The 20,581-nt window shown below is 54.1% G+C and carries 23 protein-coding genes; 20 read left to right on the forward strand and 3 right to left on the reverse strand.

Going from position 1 to position 20,581, the window contains the following annotated elements; translation table 11 throughout:
- Window positions 1-116: 116 nt before the first annotated feature.
- The 9 genes from DL346_RS04915 (at window position 117) to DL346_RS04955 (ending at window position 9,494) form a co-directional block, all read left to right on the forward strand.
- Window positions 117-1,253 (forward strand): metallophosphoesterase, encoded by a 1,137-nt coding sequence (locus DL346_RS04915; RefSeq protein ID WP_112880924.1) that lies wholly within the window; start codon window positions 117-119, stop codon window positions 1,251-1,253.
- A 66-nt stretch (window positions 1,254-1,319) separates the two neighbouring features.
- A complete protein-coding gene (locus tag DL346_RS04920) occupies window positions 1,320-3,641 on the forward strand; it encodes an alpha/beta hydrolase (RefSeq protein WP_112880925.1) in 2,322 nt (773 codons plus the stop codon).
- A gap of 105 nt (window positions 3,642-3,746) precedes the next feature.
- The gene (locus DL346_RS04925; protein ID WP_112880926.1) at window positions 3,747-4,175 is read left to right on the forward strand and encodes an RbsD/FucU family protein; all 429 of its coding nucleotides are present in this window, start codon (window positions 3,747-3,749) and stop codon (window positions 4,173-4,175) included.
- A 119-nt stretch (window positions 4,176-4,294) separates the two neighbouring features.
- On the forward strand, window positions 4,295-5,443 hold the full coding sequence (locus DL346_RS04930) for a GerAB/ArcD/ProY family transporter (protein WP_112880927.1): 1,149 nt from the start codon (window positions 4,295-4,297) through the stop codon (window positions 5,441-5,443).
- Window positions 5,385-6,824 carry a spore germination protein gene (locus DL346_RS04935; protein WP_112880928.1) on the forward strand — a complete coding sequence of 480 codons (1,440 nt, stop codon included), beginning with the start codon at window positions 5,385-5,387 and terminating at the stop codon, window positions 6,822-6,824. The genes DL346_RS04930 and DL346_RS04935 overlap by 59 nt, the downstream gene beginning before the upstream one ends.
- Window positions 6,821-7,960 carry a Ger(x)C family spore germination protein gene (locus tag DL346_RS04940; RefSeq protein ID WP_112880929.1) on the forward strand — a complete coding sequence of 380 codons (1,140 nt, stop codon included), beginning with the start codon at window positions 6,821-6,823 and terminating at the stop codon, window positions 7,958-7,960. Before DL346_RS04935 ends, DL346_RS04940 begins: the two co-directional genes overlap by 4 nt.
- Window positions 7,961-8,068: 108 nt before the next feature.
- Window positions 8,069-8,458 (forward strand): phage holin family protein, encoded by a 390-nt coding sequence (locus DL346_RS04945; protein WP_112880930.1) that lies wholly within the window; start codon window positions 8,069-8,071, stop codon window positions 8,456-8,458.
- A gap of 150 nt (window positions 8,459-8,608) precedes the next feature.
- Window positions 8,609-8,986 (forward strand): YhjD family protein, encoded by a 378-nt coding sequence (locus tag DL346_RS04950; RefSeq protein WP_112880931.1) that lies wholly within the window; start codon window positions 8,609-8,611, stop codon window positions 8,984-8,986.
- Window positions 8,987-9,110: 124 nt separating this feature from the next.
- Window positions 9,111-9,494: a cupredoxin domain-containing protein gene (locus DL346_RS04955; protein ID WP_112880932.1), complete on the forward strand. Its 384-nt coding sequence runs from the start codon at window positions 9,111-9,113 to the stop codon at window positions 9,492-9,494.
- A gap of 71 nt (window positions 9,495-9,565) precedes the next feature.
- On the opposite strand, the gene DL346_RS04960 is transcribed toward DL346_RS04955, so the two are convergent.
- Window positions 9,566-9,823 carry a hypothetical protein gene (locus tag DL346_RS04960; protein WP_112880933.1) on the reverse strand — a complete coding sequence of 86 codons (258 nt, stop codon included), beginning with the start codon at window positions 9,821-9,823 and terminating at the stop codon, window positions 9,566-9,568.
- A 109-nt stretch (window positions 9,824-9,932) separates the two neighbouring features.
- Here DL346_RS04960 and DL346_RS04965 point away from each other — a divergent pair, with 109 nt between their 5' ends.
- The 5 genes from DL346_RS04965 to DL346_RS04985 all read left to right on the forward strand — a co-directional run bounded on the left by DL346_RS04965 (window position 9,933) and on the right by DL346_RS04985 (window position 12,733).
- Window positions 9,933-10,220, forward strand: coding sequence for a Dabb family protein (locus DL346_RS04965; protein ID WP_112880934.1), 288 nt, complete (start codon window positions 9,933-9,935; stop codon window positions 10,218-10,220).
- Window positions 10,221-10,367: 147 nt separating this feature from the next.
- A complete protein-coding gene (locus DL346_RS04970) occupies window positions 10,368-10,793 on the forward strand; it encodes a DUF86 domain-containing protein (protein ID WP_112880935.1) in 426 nt (141 codons plus the stop codon).
- A gap of 89 nt (window positions 10,794-10,882) precedes the next feature.
- On the forward strand, window positions 10,883-11,551 hold the full coding sequence (locus DL346_RS04975; protein WP_240633032.1) for a helix-turn-helix transcriptional regulator: 669 nt from the start codon (window positions 10,883-10,885) through the stop codon (window positions 11,549-11,551).
- A 136-nt stretch (window positions 11,552-11,687) separates the two neighbouring features.
- Window positions 11,688-12,173 (forward strand): DUF948 domain-containing protein, encoded by a 486-nt coding sequence (locus DL346_RS04980; protein WP_165822378.1) that lies wholly within the window; start codon window positions 11,688-11,690, stop codon window positions 12,171-12,173.
- A 68-nt stretch (window positions 12,174-12,241) separates the two neighbouring features.
- A complete protein-coding gene (locus DL346_RS04985; RefSeq protein WP_112880937.1) occupies window positions 12,242-12,733 on the forward strand; it encodes a YtxH domain-containing protein in 492 nt (163 codons plus the stop codon).
- 54 nt (window positions 12,734-12,787) lie between these two features.
- Here the strand turns inward: DL346_RS04985 and DL346_RS04990 are convergent, their stop codons facing one another.
- Window positions 12,788-13,696, reverse strand: a complete 909-nt coding sequence (locus tag DL346_RS04990; RefSeq protein ID WP_240633033.1) for a helix-turn-helix transcriptional regulator — start codon at window positions 13,694-13,696, stop codon at window positions 12,788-12,790.
- 176 nt (window positions 13,697-13,872) lie between these two features.
- Between DL346_RS04990 and melA the strand changes: the two genes are divergently transcribed.
- The 6 genes from melA to DL346_RS05020 all read left to right on the forward strand — a co-directional run bounded on the left by melA (window position 13,873) and on the right by DL346_RS05020 (window position 18,478).
- A complete protein-coding gene (gene melA, locus DL346_RS04995; RefSeq protein ID WP_112880938.1) occupies window positions 13,873-15,171 on the forward strand; it encodes an alpha-glucosidase/alpha-galactosidase in 1,299 nt (432 codons plus the stop codon).
- Window positions 15,172-15,387: 216 nt separating this feature from the next.
- Window positions 15,388-16,197 carry a glutamate racemase gene (racE, locus tag DL346_RS05000; RefSeq protein WP_112880939.1) on the forward strand — a complete coding sequence of 270 codons (810 nt, stop codon included), beginning with the start codon at window positions 15,388-15,390 and terminating at the stop codon, window positions 16,195-16,197.
- Window positions 16,198-16,330: 133 nt separating this feature from the next.
- On the forward strand, window positions 16,331-17,551 hold the full coding sequence (locus DL346_RS05005) for a M14 family metallopeptidase (protein ID WP_112880940.1): 1,221 nt from the start codon (window positions 16,331-16,333) through the stop codon (window positions 17,549-17,551).
- Between the two features lie 25 nt (window positions 17,552-17,576).
- Window positions 17,577-17,816, forward strand: a complete 240-nt coding sequence (locus DL346_RS05010) for a hypothetical protein (protein WP_112880941.1) — start codon at window positions 17,577-17,579, stop codon at window positions 17,814-17,816.
- A 105-nt stretch (window positions 17,817-17,921) separates the two neighbouring features.
- The gene (locus DL346_RS05015; RefSeq protein ID WP_112880942.1) at window positions 17,922-18,224 is read left to right on the forward strand and encodes an iron-sulfur cluster assembly accessory protein; all 303 of its coding nucleotides are present in this window, start codon (window positions 17,922-17,924) and stop codon (window positions 18,222-18,224) included.
- A gap of 26 nt (window positions 18,225-18,250) precedes the next feature.
- Window positions 18,251-18,478: a YuzB family protein gene (locus tag DL346_RS05020; RefSeq protein ID WP_112880943.1), complete on the forward strand. Its 228-nt coding sequence runs from the start codon at window positions 18,251-18,253 to the stop codon at window positions 18,476-18,478.
- A gap of 61 nt (window positions 18,479-18,539) precedes the next feature.
- On the opposite strand, the gene DL346_RS05025 is transcribed toward DL346_RS05020, so the two are convergent.
- Window positions 18,540-20,564 (reverse strand): LTA synthase family protein, encoded by a 2,025-nt coding sequence (locus DL346_RS05025; protein ID WP_112880944.1) that lies wholly within the window; start codon window positions 20,562-20,564, stop codon window positions 18,540-18,542.
- Window positions 20,565-20,581: the final 17 nt, after the last annotated feature.

Here is a 20,581-nt window from a genome sequence, read left to right on the forward strand (position 1 = left end):
GCTTGGCCGGTTTTTTGCTGTGCGGCGACTCTAGCAAAATCGCTATTTACGTTTGAAATCGCTATACTAATGAAAGAGTTATTTCTACGCTCCGAAGCGGGCAGGCAGGAGGTATTATGGCACTCAGATTCTTCATTATACTAGCGGTATTTTTACTCTTGCAGGTGTATATCGGCTGGCATGTCGATTTGTTTATTGCGGCGGCTGGCTGGCATGTTCCGGGAGGCCTGTTCTGGCCGGTATTCAGCGTGGTATCACTCGGTTATCTCCTTGCGCGTATGCTGCGCAGGGTACTGCCGAGAGCAGCGGCGGACGGCTTGAAATGGATCGGCTCATACTGGATCGCGATTATCCAATACAGCGTACTTCTTCTTCCGTTTGCAGATCTGGCGGCTTGGGTGCTTCGCGAAGCAGCTTTGCTCTCTCATCGCGAATCGATTCTGTGGACGGGCGTTGCGGTCATCGCGGCTTTTTCGGTGCTATTGGTAAAAGGTTCCCATAACGCGTGGAGTCCGGTCGTTCGCAGTTATGAAGTGAATATTCCAAAGTCTGCTGTCGGAATCAGACAGCTGAGCATTGCAGCCGCGTCCGACCTGCATCTGGGTACGACGGTGGGCCGTCGCCATCTGCAGCGGCTTGTCGATCGCGTCAATGAACTGCAGCCGGATTTGATGCTGCTGCCGGGCGATGTGCTCGATGATGATGTTACGCCTTTCATTAAACACGGCTACGCCCGTAAGCTTGCGGAGATCAAAGCGACCTACGGTACGTACGCGATACTTGGCAACCATGAATATTATGGCGGCGGCATCACCGAATTTGTTCGGGCTATGAAGGAGGTCGGTATTCCGGTTCTGTTGGACGAGACCGTAACGATCGCCGATCAAGTGTACTTAATCGGGCGAAAGGATAAGACGGACCGGGGCCGGAAAAAGGCAGCGGAGCTTGTTGCCGGTCTAAACGGCGAGCTGCCGATTATCCTCATGGATCATCAGCCGGCAGCGATTGCCGAAATTGCGGATGCGGGCGTTGATCTGTCCGTCCACGGCCATACGCATCGGGGCCAGATGGCGCCGAATCACTTGGTAACTAAGCGGATCTTCGAGCTTGATTACGGTTACTTGCTCAAGGGGCGTCTGCATGCTTTTGTATCATCGGGGTTCGGTACATGGGGGCCGCCGATTCGAATCGGGAGCCGGAGCGAAATTCTATCGATCATCGTGAGGTTCGAATCTGAAAGTGACAACAAATAGTTGTTGGTTGCGCGCGATTAGGGGCGTATAATCGAGTCAAAGACGTATTAAACTGGGGAGCCTAACATGGAACTGGAACTCATTACGCCAATGCAGGAGCCGCCTGCGCGAGAGCCGTTCTGGAAGAGGCTAGCGGGCTGGCTGCTCGAACGGGGAAAACAAACCTTTCACTATGATACGCCGCTTTGGCGGTTTGCGATAATCGGGCTGTGGGTCGCGTGCAGCTCAGTACTCATGATTGCTGCGCTTGGCATGCCGACTGGGATTGGGGTATTGTTCGATTGCACCGTCGCGGTTCTGCTCGGCACGATCGTTACTGGTGCGGCAGGGATCATCGGCGCGTATGCGCTGACTCTGTGCTATGTTCCTTTACCTCGACTTACTCTTGCTTTTTACTTGAGTACTGGTGCGCTGATCTGGTATGTCTGCGACGAAACGAATATTGGCAATCCGCTATCGATCATATTGGCAGCTTGCATGGCTCTGATTGGGGCGGCGGTCGGACTGGTCATCGGCACGCTGGCTAGCAAGCGGGCAGGGCTGCTAGTGAAGTTCACGGTAATCGTTGCCGTAACCTTATCCGGACTTTCGTTCAACAAATGGCCGATGAATCAACCGCAAGCCGTTCCGGCGGCAGCTTTGGCGGATGCGGCGGATCAGCCTGCCGAAGAGGTGGAGCTGCTCGATGCAGACGATCCTTCGGAGCGCGGACTGTTCCGTGTGCGTAGTTTTACCTATGGCAGCGGAATCGATACGAGACGCGACGAATATGGTTCGAACGTTATGCTGACCTCCAACTCAGTAGACGCGTCGGCGTATATCAAACGCTGGAACTGGATGCGTTCGTTTTTCTGGGGCTTTGATCAGGAGGAGCTTCCCGTGAACGGCCGCGTATGGATGCCCGAGGAAAAAGGGAAATATCCGCTCGTTCTCCTGGTGCATGGCAATCATCTGATGGAGCAATTCTCGGACGGAGGCTATGCCTACCTAGGCGAGCTGCTGGCCAGCAGAGGATTCATCGCTGTATCGGTAGATGAGAACTTCCTGAACTATTCGGTCTGGGGGAACATTCCGAATAACGATTTTAAAGTCCGGGCTTGGATGCTGCTCAAACATCTGCAGCAGATTACGGCATATAGCGAGCAGCAGGGCAATCCGTTTTATCAATCGGTTGATCTGCAAAAGGTAGCGTTGATCGGCCATTCCCGAGGCGGACAGGCGGTAGCGATGGCGGCCGATTGGACGAAATGGTTCGCGGACGACAAATCGCTGACCGGCCTTAAAGGCATCGGCATTCAAGCCGTGATCGGCATTGCGCCGACGGATACCAACGTCGATAAGAAGAAGCCTCAGCTTCGCGATAAGTATTATCTGTCCCTGCAGGGCGCAAGCGATGGGGATGTGGATACGTTTAACGGCGAACGCCAATATATCCGTTCATCGTTCTCGCCGGATTCGGAGCGCTTCAAAGCGACGCTCTACATCGGCGAAGCGAATCATAGCCGGTTTAACACGGATTGGGGCACGATGGACGACAGCTTGCCCGGCGGCTTGCTGCTTCGCAACAGCGACATGATGCCTGCGGAGGATCAGCGCCAGGTTGCCGAAGTCTATGTCAGCGCGTTTCTCGAGGCGGCACTGCACGGGAAGAAGGAATATCAGCCGTTGTTCGCCGATTACCGGACAGGCGCCTCTTGGCTTCCGGAGGCAACCTATATGAACCGCTACGAGGATGGCAGCTTCATACCGCTGGCTCGCGCCGAAGAAGATTACAGGAAAGAGACGCTAAGCAGCGGCGCTGAGGCAAAAGCCGAACATCTGCAATGGACGGAGGAGGCTGCCAAAGACCGCGACAACAATGACAAAGGCAGCCGCGGCGTGGCGCTGCAGTGGAAGCAGGGAGATGGCAGCTACACGCTTGAGCTGTCCGAAGCATGGCGCGATAAACTTCGGGGAGAGGGCCAGCAGCTGCTATTCTCGATGACGAATCTAGAGCGGGCGCTAGTGGAGAAACAGGATGCCGGCACTGATGAAGGCCCAATACCGCTGCCGGCTATAGAGGTCGAGCTGCAGAGCAGGGACGGTGCGGCCGTTCGCTTGCCGCTCTCGATGTTCAAAGCGGTGACTCCGCTGCCGTACACGACGTTCACCTGGTTCCCGTGGATGGAGAAGAAGGTTAAGAACGGCAAATATAAAGTGCCTACGGAAGCGGTCTTTCAAACGTACAGCTTGCCTCTCGAGCGATTCGAAGCCGCTAACCCGGACTTCGAGGCTGCCGAGCTGTCTCGCGTAACGTTCTATTTCACGAGCAGCAAAGGGAAAGTGATGCTCGACGATATCGGGTTTAGCGATGCCGTAAATGACGTTCGAGCGGACGAATCTCAGTAAGGCCAACCAATTGACAGTAAACGGTTTCATTGTTAATTTAATGTTGGCTGTAATTCTAATTTCGGGCCGCTGAATAAATAACGCACTCATGATGGAGGGGTAAGCATGCTTCACGGGATTCCGAATATCATTTCTCCCGAACTGCTAAAGATTCTAATGGAAATGGGCCACGGCGACGAAATCGTCATCGGCGACGGCAACTTCCCTGCGGCCAGCCACGCGCAGCGTCTCGTCCGCTGCGACGGTCATCAGGTTCCTGAATTGCTGGATGCGATCCTGCACCTGTTCCCGCTCGACCAATACGTGGAGAAACCGGTATCGCTGATGCAGGTCGTTCCTGGCGACAAATCGGAGACGCCGATTTGGGATACGTTCGAGACGATTATCCGCGAGCGTACCGGTAAGTCCGATACGTTCGAGCAAGTGGAGCGGTTCGAGTTCTATAAACGTGCGCGTAACGCGTATGCGATCATCGCAACCAGCGAAAGCGCCTTGTATGCGAACATTATTCTTAAGAAAGGCGTCATCGCTTAACTGGCGCCATTCCCGCCCGGCATAGACCGGTCGCCCCGATTTCCTAATCGGCGGCGGCCGGTTTTTTTGCGTTCAAATTGGTAAAACTATGCCGAAATGGAAGGAGGGACCGCTGAGTCATGAATGAAAAGTCGCTTAGCTTCTGGCCGGTTTTCATGATGCTGACGCTATCGTTCGGACTTTCATCCCATGTGCTCGTGCTGCCGACCGTCTTGGATGTAAGCGGCAGGGACGCATGGATGTGCGGCATCATCGCCTTTGCCGTTGTCATGCCTTGGACCGCTGTCTTTGTCACCGGGACGATGAAACGGACGAAGCAAATCGATTTGCGGCAGTGGCTGCGGAAGCGGCTCACTCCTTTCGGCGCTTGGCTGTTGATTTTGCCGATCATCGTACTCTTGCTGCATACGAGCTTTCAAACGTTTATTACAACGACGTCTTGGACTTCGTTTACGTATTTGCCGCAAACGCCTCAGGTAGTCGTCATGATCTGTTTGATGACGTTGATCGGGTTCGCATCTTATAGCGGGCTGAGGGCAATCGCTTATTTGTCCTGCCTGCTGCTTCCGATGGTCGTTATCCTCGGCGATTTCGTCATGAGCGCAAATATGCCGTACAAAGACTACGCGCAGCTGCTGCCGATGCTCGAGCACGGATGGAACAAGCCGCTGCAAGGCGCTGTCTACGCAATCAGCTGCATGACGGAATTGTGGTTGCTGCTGTTCTTCCAGCATCATCTCAGCCGTCCGATCAAGCATTGGCAGCTACAGCTGCAGCTTGCTTTCATTGCGCTTCTGATGCTGGGACCTACAATCGGTGCCTTAACGGAGTTCGGACCTGCGGAAGCGGATAAGCTGCTCTATCCGGCATTTGATCAGTGGCGCCTCGTAAAGATCGGCAAGTATATCGAGCATGTCGATTTCTTCGCCATTTATCAGTGGCTATCCGGAGCCGTAATCCGGACATCACTCGGCTTGACGCTCGTGGTCGAACTGATTCCGCTGCGGAAGCCGAAAGCGCGGGCTATTTTTATCCTCCTGATCAGCCTGCTGTTTATCGTGACCGCCACGTATCTGCTTACAAACATACGGTTATCGCAGGCCCTTTTTTTCGAAACCGCGTTTATTATCGAGTTGATCATCATCATCTTCGTGTCGACTTGCATCTGGCTGTTATCGTTCACGGGCGTTCCGAAGGAGGGGGTGTTGTATGAGAATCCGAAGCAAGGGCAAGATGCCGGAGCAGCCAAATCCGACAATAACCTGTGATTGGCTTCACGAAGCTGTCCGCGGCTGCGGTGACGTGGAAGTGCGTTATCTGCAACGCGGAAAGGAAGGCTCCGACAAACAAGAGCATTATACGATCTGGTATTGCGTCGGCACGGTCGATTTTCACCTGTTGCAAACCTTGCTGGAGGACAGCGACGGCATCGGCGGGATAAGGCTGGATCCCGAGTCGAGCCCGCTGATTACCAGCTTGGACCCGGGCGAAGAGGGGAAAGTGCTGTTCAATATGCTGTTCTCCGGCCAGATCGTGCTCTGGAAGCAGGAGAATGGGCGGTTCTATGCGGTGGATTGCTCCAATCAGCCCAGCAGAAGCATTGAAGAATCTACGCTGGAACTGGCAATCAAAGGGCCGCGCGACGGATTCGTCGAAGATATTGAAACCAATATTGCGCTGATCCGCAAACGGCTGCGTACGCCGAAAATGCGGCTGGAGTGGTTTACGATCGGATCGGAATCGCAGACCACGATCGCGCTGCTTTCCATGAACGGCATAACGTCTGAAGCGGCCGTGAAGGAAGCGAGGAGAAGGCTGAACGGAATCGAGATCGCGGTGCTTCACGGTGCGGGCGAGCTGGAGGAGATCATCACGGATCGGTCGCTTGCGCTTGTGCCGCTTCTCGATTATGTCGGCCGGCCGGACTTTGTCGTGCAGTCGCTGATGAACGGCCGCTTCGCGATTCTGGTTGACGGCAGCCCGGCAGCGCTAATCGCGCCGGTTAACATTTCGTTGCTTGTCAAATCCCCGGAGGATGCGTACCAGCCCTTTTATTTTGTCGCCTTCGAGCGGACGCTGCGGCTGATCAGTTTCTTGTTTGCCGGTATGCTTCCCGGCTTCTATCTTGGGCTGTTGGCGTTCAACAACGACCAGCTCCCGTTCGCGCTGCTTGCGACCATAACGATGTCGCGCATTGGGCTGCCTCTAAGTCCGCAGATGGAGCTGATTATCATGATGGTCATGTTTGAAATATTCCGGGAGGCAGGTGTCCGTCTGCCGAGAGCGGTCGGGCAGACCGTCACCGTCGTCGGCGGACTTATCGTCGGCGACGCAGCGATACGAGCTGGACTTACTTCACCAACGATGCTTGTCATCACGGCCGTGACCGCGGTGTCTACCTTCACCCTGGTGAATCAGTCACTTAACGGTTCCGTCACGGTGTTCCGGTTCTTCATTATGTTTGCCGCCGCTTTTCTTGGGCTGTTCGGCTTCTTTCTCGCTCTCTTCGGAGTCTTGCTCTACTTATGCACGCTGGAGTCGTTCGGCCTGCCGTTCATGAAGCCGCTTGCTCCTTTCGAGTTTAAAAAGATGTTGACGGCCGTGTGGCAGCTGCCGTGGAAATACCGCGTCAAGCGCAGAGTGCCATGAGAAGCCTGAAAATAGGGCTAACGCTGCTGCTGGCGGCGGCGGTGGCGGTTATTCTAGGCGGCTGCGGAGATACGACCGACCTCAGCGGACAATCCTTTGTTACGGCGATGGGCATCGATTATCAGGAAGGCAAGTATGTCGTGAACGTCCAATTGATGGATTTCTCCTCGATCGCAAAGACCGAGAGCCCGAAAACAACCAAGCCTTCCGTATGGATCGGAATCGGCAAGGGCAATAGCATCAATGCCGCGACCAATCAAATCGCGGTTACGACCCAGAGCACGCTAAATTTCGATCAATTGAAGGTCGTCATCATCCGCGAGCCTGCCATGACCAAGATGAATGAAATTTTGGATGCGGTCAACCGGGTACGGGTGACCCGATATACGATTTGGATGTACGGTACGCGCGGAAGCATAATCGACCTGATGACCTCAAGCTCGTTTTTTAAGCTCTCTCAGATGTATAGCTTGATTTTCAATCCGCTTGCTGCGGTAAAACATAACAGCACGATGGCCCCGATTTCGATGCTGAAATTCGTAGCGGATTACAATGAAAACGCGGTAACCGCCCTGCTTCCGAGCGTAAGCGTGACGAAAGCGGTTTGGCATGAAAATGCGGCGCAGATCCCTGTCCAGCAGTTTGACGGCGTATTCGCCTTCAAAATGAAGAAGGAGATGGCTTATTTTACGATCAAGGAAGCATTAGGGACAAGATGGGTGAGCGAGCGCTTCCAGAAGGCGCATTATACGGTACAAGACGAAGCGCAAAACACGTCCGTCGTGTCGATTTTGGACTTGAAGGCAAAGAAGAAGGTCATAGCGGCTAAGAAGGGGATGAAATATGTCCTTCTAATCCAAGCGAAAGGGCAGCTGATCGAGCAAGGAGGGAATCAGACGGTGTCCCAAATCGAAGGGAAGGTCCGCAAACGGATCGAAGACGAAATCAGGCAGGCCTATGTGGCCGGAATCCGCAAGAAAGTCGACTTGTTTAATTTTGAAGAGACGCTGTACCGCTACCATAACAATGAATGGAAGAAAGCGGCGTCCAAGGGTAATTTCCTGCCAGGCGAGAACGAACTCGAGGTGAACGTTTCGTTCCGCGTTAAGCATGCAGGCGTTTTTGATGCCAATTAAGGGATACAAACTATATACGATTCACGGGCTTATGGACTTATGGACGGACAACCTCATACTCTCCGGCATATACTAATACGATGACGAACCACGAAGGAGAGCGAGGTTGTGCCGCACACGATTGTATGCAGCGTTACAGCTTTATTCGGTTCATTGCTTACCTTCTCGTTTGGCATGTGGCCGGAATCCTTAACCTTCCTTCTTGTGGCGATGGGTGTGGATTATTTAACGGGCATTTCGGCTGCAATCAAGGAGAAACGGTTAAACAGCAATGTAGGCGCATGGGGAATCGCGAAGAAAGGAATCATGCTGCTCGTTATCCTGCTTGCCCACAGGATGGACATCCTACTGGAGTTAAGCGGCGTCGCGATGGGCGGCGCGATCTATTTTTACCTGGCGAACGAGCTGATTTCTATCACCGAAAACTTAGGACGCATCGGCGTTCCGATGCCCGATAAGGTGCGTGAACTCATAGAAGTGCTGAAACGGAAAAAATAAGTATAGTCCGCTTCATTTGCGGCCATCCTGTTTGGGATGGTCCTTCTTTTTTGCGAATAAATAACATCGGCCTTACCTGCTTGCAACTTCAAATCCGCCTTGTTATAATGGGAACAAATGTTCCTATCGCAATGGCTTGGAGGGGTCAGCATGGCTGTAGATATGAATATGTCGTCACCGCCCGTTCAGATCGGCAAGGAGCTGGAGCTTGTGAAGCGCTATGTTCTGCTCGGCATCGTGAATCAAATTCTCGATCATGATATCCGGATCGTCGGGGCGACGGCAACGAAGCTGCCTCGGCTGTACGAGTCGATGATGAGGGGACTCCAGGACCGGGTACTGCTGGAGCTGGCTGCCATGCGCAGGCAGTTTCGGGAGAGCGGCATCGGCGTAGAGAAGGAGAAACGGAGCACGACAGGCCTCTCGGCCGCCTACAGCTGCATGGGCTACAGGCATTCGTTCTCGATGCCGTGGTCCTTCGTGAAGGCGGAAGCAGAGCGGCTGCTGAAGAGCTACTTGACGAAGTGATGTTCATCGTTTTGTCAAAAAGCCGAAAAAAGTTTATTTGTTCAACCAGTTTAAGGTTGAGAAGAACGGACGATCTTATGTAATATAGGGAGTAGACATTTGATGAAAAGGGGAGCAAGAGGCAATGCATAAGTGGATTATGTTCATCGTTTTCGCAGCGGCTTCGGTACTTGGCGTATATTTGCTGACGACTCAGCTTCCGGGCAAGCCGGTCGATGAAGCGGCATCTCTGCCGCCTGGCGTTACATTATTGAAAGTGGAAGCTTCCGCTGACTTCGTATTCGACCAAGAAGAATACAAAGTAAAGAAAGGCGATAAAGTTAAACTCAAATTGGTCAACAAGAGCGGCGTACATGGTCTTGCTATTCCTGACCTGGGCATCGATCTTCAAGGCGACAAGCTGGAACAAGAAGTGGTATTTGATAAGCCGGGCAAATACGAGATGCACTGTGCCGTTGCATGCGGAACAGGCCATCTTGACATGAAGTCTGTTCTAATCGTTGAATAACAAGCGAAATAAAAAAAAGGAGCCGCAAACGGCTCCTTTTTTAAATGTTGCAGAAGGTGTCCATAGGTTCTTCAGTCGTACGAACGGCGGCGGTTGCGGCCCTTGGCTATCGCCCAATCGACGATGTAACCGAGCAGCGCCCAGCTGGCGATCGTGAGCACGTACATAAGGTAAACGTTGACGTTATGGATGTCCACGACCATGTCCGCGATCCAGGCCGGAACGCTGAACATGAAGAACACCATGTTATGCGGATCGTAGCCCGTGGAGTTATAGAGGCATAAAGCGACGCCGATCAGCGAGGCTGTAATGGTTGCCGGATAGCGCATGCGTAAGATCCCCTTTTCTCGAAGATTGCCGATTGACGGCACCTTGGGTTATTATGTGACAAAAGGATGCTCCGCATCCAAACCACAATGACGAAGGAGCGAACTTATTATGATAACGCATATCGTATTGTTCAAATTGAAGGACGGCAGCCCGGAGAGCGTTGCGCGCACCGTGCAGGTACTTCGCAATATGGAAGGCAAGATCGACGAGCTCAAGCATATCGAGGTCGGAACGGACGTGCTTCATTCGGAACGCTCGTACCATATCGCTTTGGTTACGAAGTTTGAATCGATGGACGCGTTAGCCGCTTATCAGGTACATCCGGTACATAAAGAAGTCATCGCGCATATGGCGGAGGTCCGCGAGGCATCCGTAAGCGTGGACTACGAGAGCTAAGAAGAGGACGGCTTGGAGCATGGGTGACGTATTTGAAATGTTGACTTACCTGCTTGTCGTGATCATCAGCGCGGTCGTCATGACCGTCTGGTTGAAACGGAAAGCACGCAAGAACAAACGGCAATAACGAACAGGGGTTATGCAAGTATGTATTATGTAAACCGTGAGCAGCTGTCTGTACGGCTGCAGGTCATTCCTGAAGTAGCGGCCGCGCTGCGGCAGCTGGAAATGAATTGGGACGGCAGCTTGCTGCAGGGGCTAGCGCAGGAACGCGCCCTCCATCTGGCCATCGAGACCGTGACGGATATCGGCAGCTGCCTCATTGACGGATTTATTATGCGGGATGCAAGCAGCTATGAGGATATTGTTGAGATCATCGGGGGAGAGCAGGTGTTTCCGGCAGCCTTGCAGGAGACGCTGCTCGAGCTGGTACGGCTGCGCAAGCCGCTTGTCCAAGAATATTATGAATGGAACCGGGCTTCCCTTCATCCGCTGACAGCGACGCTGCCGGAAACGCTGACGGCGTTCAAATCCGCCGTTGAAGCCTATCTGGTGCAAGAGCTGGGCAGCTGACAGGCATCTCTTGTCGATTTACGAATCGGCCAAAATGCGTTACAATGACGTCATTAGAACGTGCTGTTCATGCTAAAGGTGGTGAGGGAATGGAACAGGATGGAACTCCGATGGGATTGCAGAAGGAGCAGCTGTTCAAGCAGGACGGCTCGACCCGGCAAACCGTGCTGACGCTGCTGAAGACTCACGGGCAGATGAATGCCGGCGAATTGGCGAAGCATCTGCAAATTACGGAAATGGCTGTACGCCGTCATTTGAGCACGCTCGAGCGGGACGGCTTGATCGCGCCGACGATTGTGCGCCAAGCTATGGGACGGCCGACGCATATGTTTAGTCTCACGGAGCAAGCCGAGCTGCTATTCCCGAAGAACTACCATGTGTTCGCTTTGGACTTGCTGGAGGAGCTGGAAGACGATCCGGATACGGCCGCGATTGTCGACCGCTTGTTCGAAGGCCGCAAGCGCAAGCTGTTAGAGCGCTATGCCTACCGGATGGACGGCAAATCGCTGGAGGAGAAAGTGGCGGAGCTGGCGTCGATCCAGAACGAAGGCGGCTATATGGTGGCGCTTGAAACCGATGAGAGCGGCATGGTGCTTCATGAGTACAACTGCCCGATTGCCCAAGTGGCGAATCGGTATCAGCAGGCATGCCAATGCGAGCTTTCGCTCTTTCAGCAGCTGCTCGGCACGGAAGTGGAACGTACGGAATGTTTGGCCAAGGGCGGCGGTAAGTGCAGCTATCGGATAGCGGGACAATAAGCATAAAGAGGGGTTAGGAATCGTTCCTAACGCCTCTTTTTTTTCGCGCTTTAGTGTCAAGTCAAGCCCATGCTAAGTATTATGACAGTAACAATTGGGCATTCGCCCTGGCAGCATGGTTGGGAGGTGTCCGCTCATGGCGGGTTATTGGCTTGAATTTGCAGCGGTTGCGGCGTTTGTTGTGCTTGTTGGCGGTATCCTGCTGTGGCTGAGGTCAACGGACCGCAAGCTGGCAAAGCTGCTCCAGACGGCAGAAGCGATGGAGCGGCATGCGAAGCAGACGGCTGACCAAGTTTGCGAGCTCCTGGTACCCGCGACGGCAACGGTCCGTACCGTGCAGAAGCAGATGGAGGGGCTGTCGAAGCTTGCGGAAGCGACAAAGCGGATCGGGGATGCGGCCAACCAGTTGTCCATCACCGTAAACCGGCTTTCTGAAGAGCTGAACGACACGGTGGAACGCCATGCCGCAAAGTCAGGCCCGAAAGTGAAGCACGGCATCACGGAAGCGCTCGATTGGGCCGAAGTCGGGTATGCGGTTTGGCAGTTCTGGCAATCGAAGCGAAAAGAAAACCGTACTTCTGCATGCTCAGGCTATGACCAAGGGCAGGATATGACTAACTGAACAGAAATACGTCCGCCTGACTTAAGCATACAGCGGAAGGCAGACGTACCAAAGGAGTGTAATGGATCATGGCTAAAAGTGGAAAAAGTTTTTTGTTCGGCGCGATCGCCGGCGGCGTAATCGGTTCCGTAACGGCGCTCTTGCTGGCGCCTAAATCGGGCCGCGAGCTCCGCAAAGATATTGCGGACGGCACGCAAGCCGTTTCCGAACGTACAGTACACATTGCCGGCCAAGTCGGCGATTCGACGGTACGCATCGCGAAGCAAGTTGGCAATGGCGTTTCGACGGCTGCTGTGAAAGCGAAAGATACGGCAAGCTCCGTCATCGATAATGTCCGCAGCTGGCGCTCGGGCGATAAAGATGAGTCGTTGTCGTTCATCGCCGAGAGCGCGGAAGAAACAAATGAGTTTGTACATGAAGCAGGCGAGTTTGCACAAGAAGTAGGCGAGGTTGCACAAGAAGCAGGCGAGGCTGTGCAGGAAACGGTCGCAGAAGGACAGGAGCAAGTCGAAGAGCTGGTACAGGAACGCAGAGAAGAGCTGCAACCAATCGGTTATTAAAACAAAGTTCAAAAAAGGCGTATGGAATCCACATTCCATACGCCTTTTTTACGTTTATCTGCCGCGGGCTTGAAGCCGGTACTCAGATGGGGAGTATCCGAACGTTTTGCGGAACTGCTTAGAAAAGTAGAGCGCGTCCGGATAGCCGACCGAAGAAGCCACTTGATCGATGGACAGATGTTTTTGCCCGTTCAGCAGTTCCTTGGCACGCTCCATTCTGACTTTCAACAGAAATTGCATAGGCGACAAGCCGGTCACGTGCTTGAACATTTTCGATAAATGCGTGCGGTGGTAGCCTAGGCTTCGAGACAGCTCCTCGATCGATACCGGCTGCGCGTATTGGTAGGACAGCCAGCGGACAGCCTGCCTGATTTGGCGGCCGATATCCGGAATGACCGCCTGCGCATGATTGGCCGGCAAGCTGCCGGCGTTTAAGAGGCCGAGCTCCTTCAGCAGCACGCGCAGCAAGCCGCTTGCCTCCAAATCGGCCAGCTCGGGGAACGGCGTCGTCTCGAGCGTGCCCCGGATTTTCCGGTAGAGCGACGCTAGCGGCCGCACGTCATCCCCATGCACGATCGGCCGCGAAGGCGAGAACCCGAGCGTGTGCAGCAGCTGCTCGGATAGATGGCCCTTGAATGCAACCCACATGTAATGCCAAGGCTCTTTCTCGTCCGCCCGGTAGGTGAACAGCTCGTCCGGAAAAATAATGAATGTATCCCCGCGTTTGCAGACATAACGGACGCCGTCGATTTCGAAGGTTCCCAGGCCGGACATGACGGTATGGACGAGATAGTAGTTATGAACGGCCGGTCCGATGTAATGGCCTCCGACCGGTCTGCCTTCGCCGCTAAAGAGCAGGGAAAGCTCGCCTTGCGCCGGCTGCGAATTATTGTAGTCGGTAAAGGAATAGTGACTCGGATCGGCATGGTACATGCCGGGCTCGTTTACGTTTCTGTCAGTCATGCGGATGCTCCTCGCCGTCATGTTTCAGGTATGTTCAGTGTAGTCGAAAAAACTACAAATGTACATATAAAACATGCTTTATTTCCTACTCAAACCGCCATTATCTGCTCTATAGTAGGGAATAGAAGAAGACATTAATCCGCTTCCAATGCGGCTATTTATCAAGGAGGATTACAATGCCGAAGATTACCTTCATCGGAGCAGGAAGTACCGTATTCGCGAAGAACGTGCTGGGCGATGTTCTGCACACGCCAGCGCTGCAAGGATTTGAAATCGCTTTGTTCGACATTAATCCGGAGCGCCTTTCCGAATCCGAAACGATGCTGAACCATATCAAGAACACGTGCGGAAGCACTTCGACGATTAAGGCTTATTCCGACCGCAAGGAAGCGCTGCGCGGTGCCAAATACGTCGTCAACGCCATTCAAGTCGGCGGCTACGATCCGTGTACGATTACGGATTTCGAAATTCCGAAGAAATACGGCCTGCGCCAAACGATCGCGGATACGGTCGGCATCGGCGGCGTATTCCGTAACCTGCGCACGATCCCGGTCATGCTTGACTTTGCCAGAGACATGCAGGAGGTTTGCCCGGACGCGCTGTTCCTGAACTATACGAACCCGATGGCGGTTCTGACGAACGTCATGAACACCTACGGCGGCATCAAGACGGTCGGCCTTTGCCACAGCGTTCAAGTGTGCGTAGACCACCTGTTCCACCACCTTGGCATGGAAACGGACGGCGTGAAATCGAAGATTGCCGGCATCAACCATATGGCTTGGCTGCTTGAAGTATCGAAGGACGGCGTCGACCTGTATCCGGAGATCAAGCGCCGCGCCCGCGAGAAGCAGAAAGAGACGCACTGGGATATGGTGCGCTACGAAATGATGCTCAACTTCGGCTATTATATTACCGAATCGTCCGAGCACAACGCCGAATACCACCCGTACTTCATCAAGCGCAACTATCCGGAGCTGATCGAGCGCTTCAACATTCCGCTTGACGAGTACCCGCGCCGCTGCATCGAGCAAATCAGCGGCTGGAAGAAGCTGAAGGCAGAACTCATCGGAAACAAAGAGCTGCAGCATAAGCGTACGCACGAATACGCGTCGTATATTTTTGAAGCGATCGAGACGAACGTGCCGTTTAAAATCGGCGGAAACGTTATGAATACCGGCTTGATCACGAATCTGCCGAAGGAAGCCTGCGTCGAGGTTCCGTGCCTTGTCGACCGCAACGGCGTAACGCCGACCTTCGTCGGCGATCTGCCGCCGCAATGCGCAGCGCTTAACCGCACGAACATCAACACGCAGCTGCTGACGATCGAAGCTGCGATTACGGGCAAGCGGGAGCATATCTATCATGCTGCTATGCTTGATCCGCATACGAGCGCTGAGCTTTCGATGGACGATATCAAAGCGATGTGCGACGATCTGATCGAAGCGCACGGCGATTGGCTGCCAGCCTACAAATAAGCGTCAACAAACCGACCAAGCCGCTCCGGCTGCATGGGCTGAATCTATCAGCTCCTGCTAAGGGCGGCTTTTCGCATTCTATTTTTCCATAATCGCCCGGTCTACTGCCATTTGTTGAACCTTGTCTGGATATGCGCTAAGATGTAGGTACCTTTTCGCCATCGTAGTCATATTCTATTGAAGTCCAGCCAAAACGTTCAAGAAAGCGGTGTGTCTGTGCAACAACCGATCGCAATATTGGATTCTGGCGTAGGCGGTTTAACAGTCGTCAAGGAAGTCATGCGTCAGCTTCCCCGGGAAAAAATCATGTATTTCGGCGATACGGCCCGTACCCCGTACGGCCCGCGCCCCGCTGAAGAAGTGGCTCGGTTTACAAGGCAAATCGTGGAGTATTTGATCCAATATCGTCCGAAAATGATTGTCGTCGCCTGCAATACGGCAACGGCCGTCGCGCTTGAGGATATCCGTTCCCGCGTTGCGATTCCGGTTGTCGGCGTCATTCATCCCGGCGCCCGCGCGGCCAACGGCCGTACGCAAACGGGCATTGTCGGGGTTATCGGAACGGATGGGACGATTCGCAGCGGCGCCTACGAACATGCGCTCAAGCAGTTATCTCCCAATATTGAAGTGATCAGCTTAGCCTGCCCACGTTTTGTGCCTCTTGTCGAACAGGGCAATTTCCGCTCGCAGGAAACGAAAGAAGTGGTGGAATCTTCGCTTGCCCCGCTGCAGAATCGCTCGATCGATACGTTAATTCTCGGCTGTACGCATTATCCGTTCTTATCGGAGACAATAGCGGAGGCCATGGGAAATCATGTAGCGCTCATCAGCTCGGCAGACGAGACAGCCCGGGAAATCAGCACCATCTTGCATGACCGAAACCGGCTGACGCGCGAAGGCGAGCTGCCGGTGCATCAATTTTTTTGCAGTGGAGATCCCCGCATGTTTAGAATCATTGCCCAGCAGTGGCTGGGTGAGCAAATCGAGTTGACACCTGTCGTGTGGCAAGTGCCTAATATCGTTTAGCCGATTCCGATAAGCGTAACGGAGCCGCCATCATCTATCTGCATCGCAGAGGAGAGGCGGCTCTTACTATGAACTGGCATTAGTAGCGCCAATTTGGCATAGCATGTGACAAAACCTGATTTGAGGTGGTTCCATGCTGCAGCCATACATTGTACAACCCGGCGATACGCTGCTGCGGATTGCCCGCAGCTTTCATATCAATTCTGAGTCGCTGCTTGCCGCGAATCCATTCTTAGCTGCTAACGAGCGGCTGGTGCCCGGCCTGGTGCTTGCTGTTCCATCGCAAGCATCAGTTTCCTACCGGGTCGGCGCGGACGATACGCTGCTCCGGATCGCGTCGCTTTTCTCCATCTCGATCCATGCTCTAATTGCTGCGAACAGCCAAGTCGACCTCACGCAGCTCTCTCCCGGACAGCTGCTATCGATCCCGGCTGCAGGCATAGGACGCATCGTGGACGGGCGCGCCGAATATGGCGCGCGCGAGCTGAAGGCGGATGCGAAGGCTTTGCTGCGGACGTATCCTTTCCTGCAGAGCAAGAGCATCGGCCAGAGCGTGATGGGAAAGCCAATCCTTGCGCTGCGTCTAGGTGAGGGGCCGGCGAAAGTGCATGTCAATGCCGGGATGCACGCGAATGAATGGATCACGACGCCGCTCTTAATGACGTTCGCCGAAGATTTGGCACAAGCGGCGACGGCAGGCATACGGATTTGCGGGGCTGATGCAAGGCGGCTGCTGCGCCAGGTGACGCTCTGGCTCGTTCCGCTCGTGAACCCGGACGGCGCGGAGCTTGTCCAGGAAGGGGCAGGCAAGGAGCATCCATATTATCATGATCTGATGGATTGGAATAACGGTTCGTCAAGGTTTACCAAGTGGAAAGCGAACATTCGCGGCGTCGATTTGAACGATCAATTTCCGGCCTTCTGGGAGGTAGAGGTAGCACGTCGCGATACAGCCGGCCCGGGCCCGCGCGATTATCCCGGTCCGAGCCCGCTTTCGGAGCCGGAGGCGCAGGCACTTGCTGCTTTTACAAGAGAAGAACAGTTCGACCTGGTTGTGGCGCTGCATACGCAAGGTCAAGAAATCTATTGGAATTACCGCGGTTACGAGCCGCCGGAAGCGGAGATGATTGCCCGCAGGCTTGGCAGGGCGAGCGGGTATAAGCCCGTGAAGCTCACAGGAAGCGATGCCGGCTACAAGGATTGGTTCATTCAAGATTTCCGCAAGCCGGGCTTTACCGTGGAAGTCGGGTATGGCGTAAATCCGCTGCCGGTTGCGTCTTTTCCCGAACTGTATGACGAGGTGAAGCCGCTGCTTGTCGCCGCTTTGGAGGCTGCCCTGCCTGATGTGCTATAATAGCGCATAAAGGAGGCGGTCTCTCATGCGCAAGTTGCTTTCGCTCCGCCACTGGCGGACGGTGTTTGTCCGGATCTTCCGTTTGATCGCCGCAAAGGAAGTCCGGCTCATGGACAAGCTGCTTTATCTCGTTCCGGTGCTGCTCTATTGGGTGCTGCCCGATATCCTGCCTTTTCTGCCGGTCGATGATATCGCGGTGACGATGCTTGCCGCCGAATGGTATACGCGTTATATGGAGCGCAAATACAGCGGTCGATTGAGATAGCGGTTGAACAATGGTCACCGTTTATTTACAATAGGAGAGATGAAGTAAATAGTCGGAACGCCGATCCTATGCGTCGGCTGCATCCATAAAGGAGATGAATTGGCGATGAAATGCAAAATTACGCGCAATGCCGCGAAGGTGCTTCGCGAAGAAGTGGACAAGCCGGAGAACGAGGGGAAGTTTCTGCGTGTTTTCATTACGCACTCGCACGGTGACCATGCCCACTACGGCATGAAGATGGACGAAGCTACGGACAACGATGAAATCATCGAGACGGACAAGGAGATCAAAGTACTGCTGGAGAAAGGCGTAGAGCTGTTGGACGGCGTAAGAATCGACTACTTCTACGTTCCTCAAGAAGGCTTCATGATTTCGAACCCGACTAAAGGCAACCACGGCGACCATTAATTCAGGACACGGTTAGGGAGAGATTCATGGCAACGAACGATATCCGCATTTGTGAAAAATGCAAGCATATCCGCGTCAAGACGATGCTGCCCAAGCTGCAGCAGATGGCACCGGACACGGAAATTCAGGTGGCATGCAAATCGTACTGCGGTCCTTGCTCCAGGTTCGCGTTCATCTTCATTAACGGCCGATATATTACGGCTCCGACCGAGGATGAGGCGATCGAGAAGGCTCGCAAATATGTGAAAAAATAAGCAAACCCCCGGCAGCTTCATGGATTGAAGCTTGCCGGGGGTTGTTTATTTTTAGGGGCGGTCACGGCCCGCTGCCTTCATGCAGCATCGGCACCAAATCATGCTCCACCACAAGGTCGGACGCCTGAAGTTCCTCCCGCGCTTTGGCGGCGCCTGCTTGGCAGGCCGCTGCGTCGGCGGCAGCCGCGCCGGTTGCGAAGGCGTAACATTTGCTGTGCTCGGGCAGCCCGTCTTCAGACGGCAGGTAAAGCACATCGCCGTCCGTGAAAGCGCCATTGCGGAACACGACCTGCTTGTTGGAGGACTGCTGCTCCTCCCGCTTGAGCTGTCCGGTGATGAGCGGCGTTCCGATCATCGCTTTATCGGCGCTCGATATGCCGAGCAGATGAAGCGCGGTAGGCGTTACATCAAGCTGCCCGCCGACTTGGCCGTAGGTTCCGGCAAGCGCATCGTCCGGCAGATGGACGACAAGAGGCACGCCTTTTAAGATACGGAACCGATCTGCCTCGTTTAAGGACTTTCCGAGAAACGATTCGAACGGTTCCCATTCCCGGATCGAATTATCGTGATCGCCATAAAACATGAAGATGGAACGGTCCCATAAGCCGGCTGTCTTCAATTCATCCACCAGGACGCCGATTGCGGCATCGGCATAATGCACCGCTTCTAAATAGTCGCCGAAGATCGTTCCCTTGAAGGTCCCGACATCCAATGTCTGCGCGGTCTTCGGCAGCGCATAAGGATGATGGCTCGTAAGCGAGATGAGAAACGAGTAAAAGGGCTGTTTCTCTTTCTTCATGAGGGCGACGGATTGCTTGAAAAACGACCGGTCACCGAGCGACCAGCCTAAAGGCTCGTCGATAACGAATGCATTTTTACTGTAAAAGGTATCGTAGCCCAGCTGATCGTACATCATGTTGCGGTTCCAGAAGCCGCCGTCATACGCGTGAAACACATTCGCCGTATAGCCGTGGTCTTTCAGCGTTTGCGGCATGCTGTCGTACGTGTGCTGTGCGTATCGGATAAAGACCGATCCCGTCGGCAAGGGCTGAAGCGACACATTGGCCGCCAAGTCCGCGTCGGACGTCCGTCCTTGCGACGTTTGATGATAAAAGTTGCTGAAGTAGAGCGAGGTACCAAGCAGCTTGTTGATGTTAGGGGTTACTTCGGCATTGCCGATTTTCCGGTTAATCACGAAGTTTTGGAACGCCTCGAGCTGAATAACGATGACGTTGCTCCCGTTGTATCGACCGTACAGCGCATCGCTTGTTTCAAGAGCCTTGCGATCGGCTTCGCGGTTATCGAACCACCGCTTCGCTTCTTCTTTCTGTTCCGCCGTGATGGTCATATCTTTTAACCAATGCTCGTTGGCATAGCGGTAGAGATCATAACCGTGGAAGCCCAGCACGCCGGTCACGTTGTATAGCGACATATTCCACCAGTTGCCGGTAAACAGCTCCGCCGCCCAGGTCGACTTGGCTTTATGGACGGGAACGTAGACGAGCGCGAAACCGATGAGGAACACGGCAAGTCCCGCCCCAAGCCGCCGAGCTGCCGTGGCGAGCAGGCTTCGCTTCACATACGATGGCTCGTTTATCCGGCTGCGGCGGCTTTTGCGCATGCGGTAGATCGTATGAACCGCTATCGGCACCAGGATGATCCAATCGACGAAGAACCCTATGTCCGGGGCACGCAGCAGTGAATCGATGCTCTCGCCGAGCGCGCCGACCTGGCCGGCCTGCATCAGCACCGGCACCGTTATGAGGTCTTGGAAGTATCGGAAGTAGATAAGGTCCGAGTAAATGACGGCCGTTAAGACGACATCGAGCGCAATGAGCGAGAGAATGCGGCCTCTTGCCGGAAGCCAGAGCGTCCAGAAGGAGGCTAACGCCAGCGTACCGACCGCGGTCATGACATCGTCGCGGATCATCTCCATATACGGCACATGGACGAGCTTGTCGAACAAAATGAGCTTAAACAGCATTAGGGCGACAAAGAGCAGGATATCAAGCGCGCCAATGACGGGAATAGCATAAAACGACGTCCGTCGGAGGCGCCGTTTTATGCTGCGGGAAGGTATGTTCATGGCATTCGAATTCCTTT

It is taken from the genome of Paenibacillus montanisoli (assembly GCF_003268025.1).
In the GTDB taxonomy this organism is placed as follows: Bacteria; Bacillota; Bacilli; order Paenibacillales; family Paenibacillaceae; genus Paenibacillus_Z; species Paenibacillus_Z montanisoli.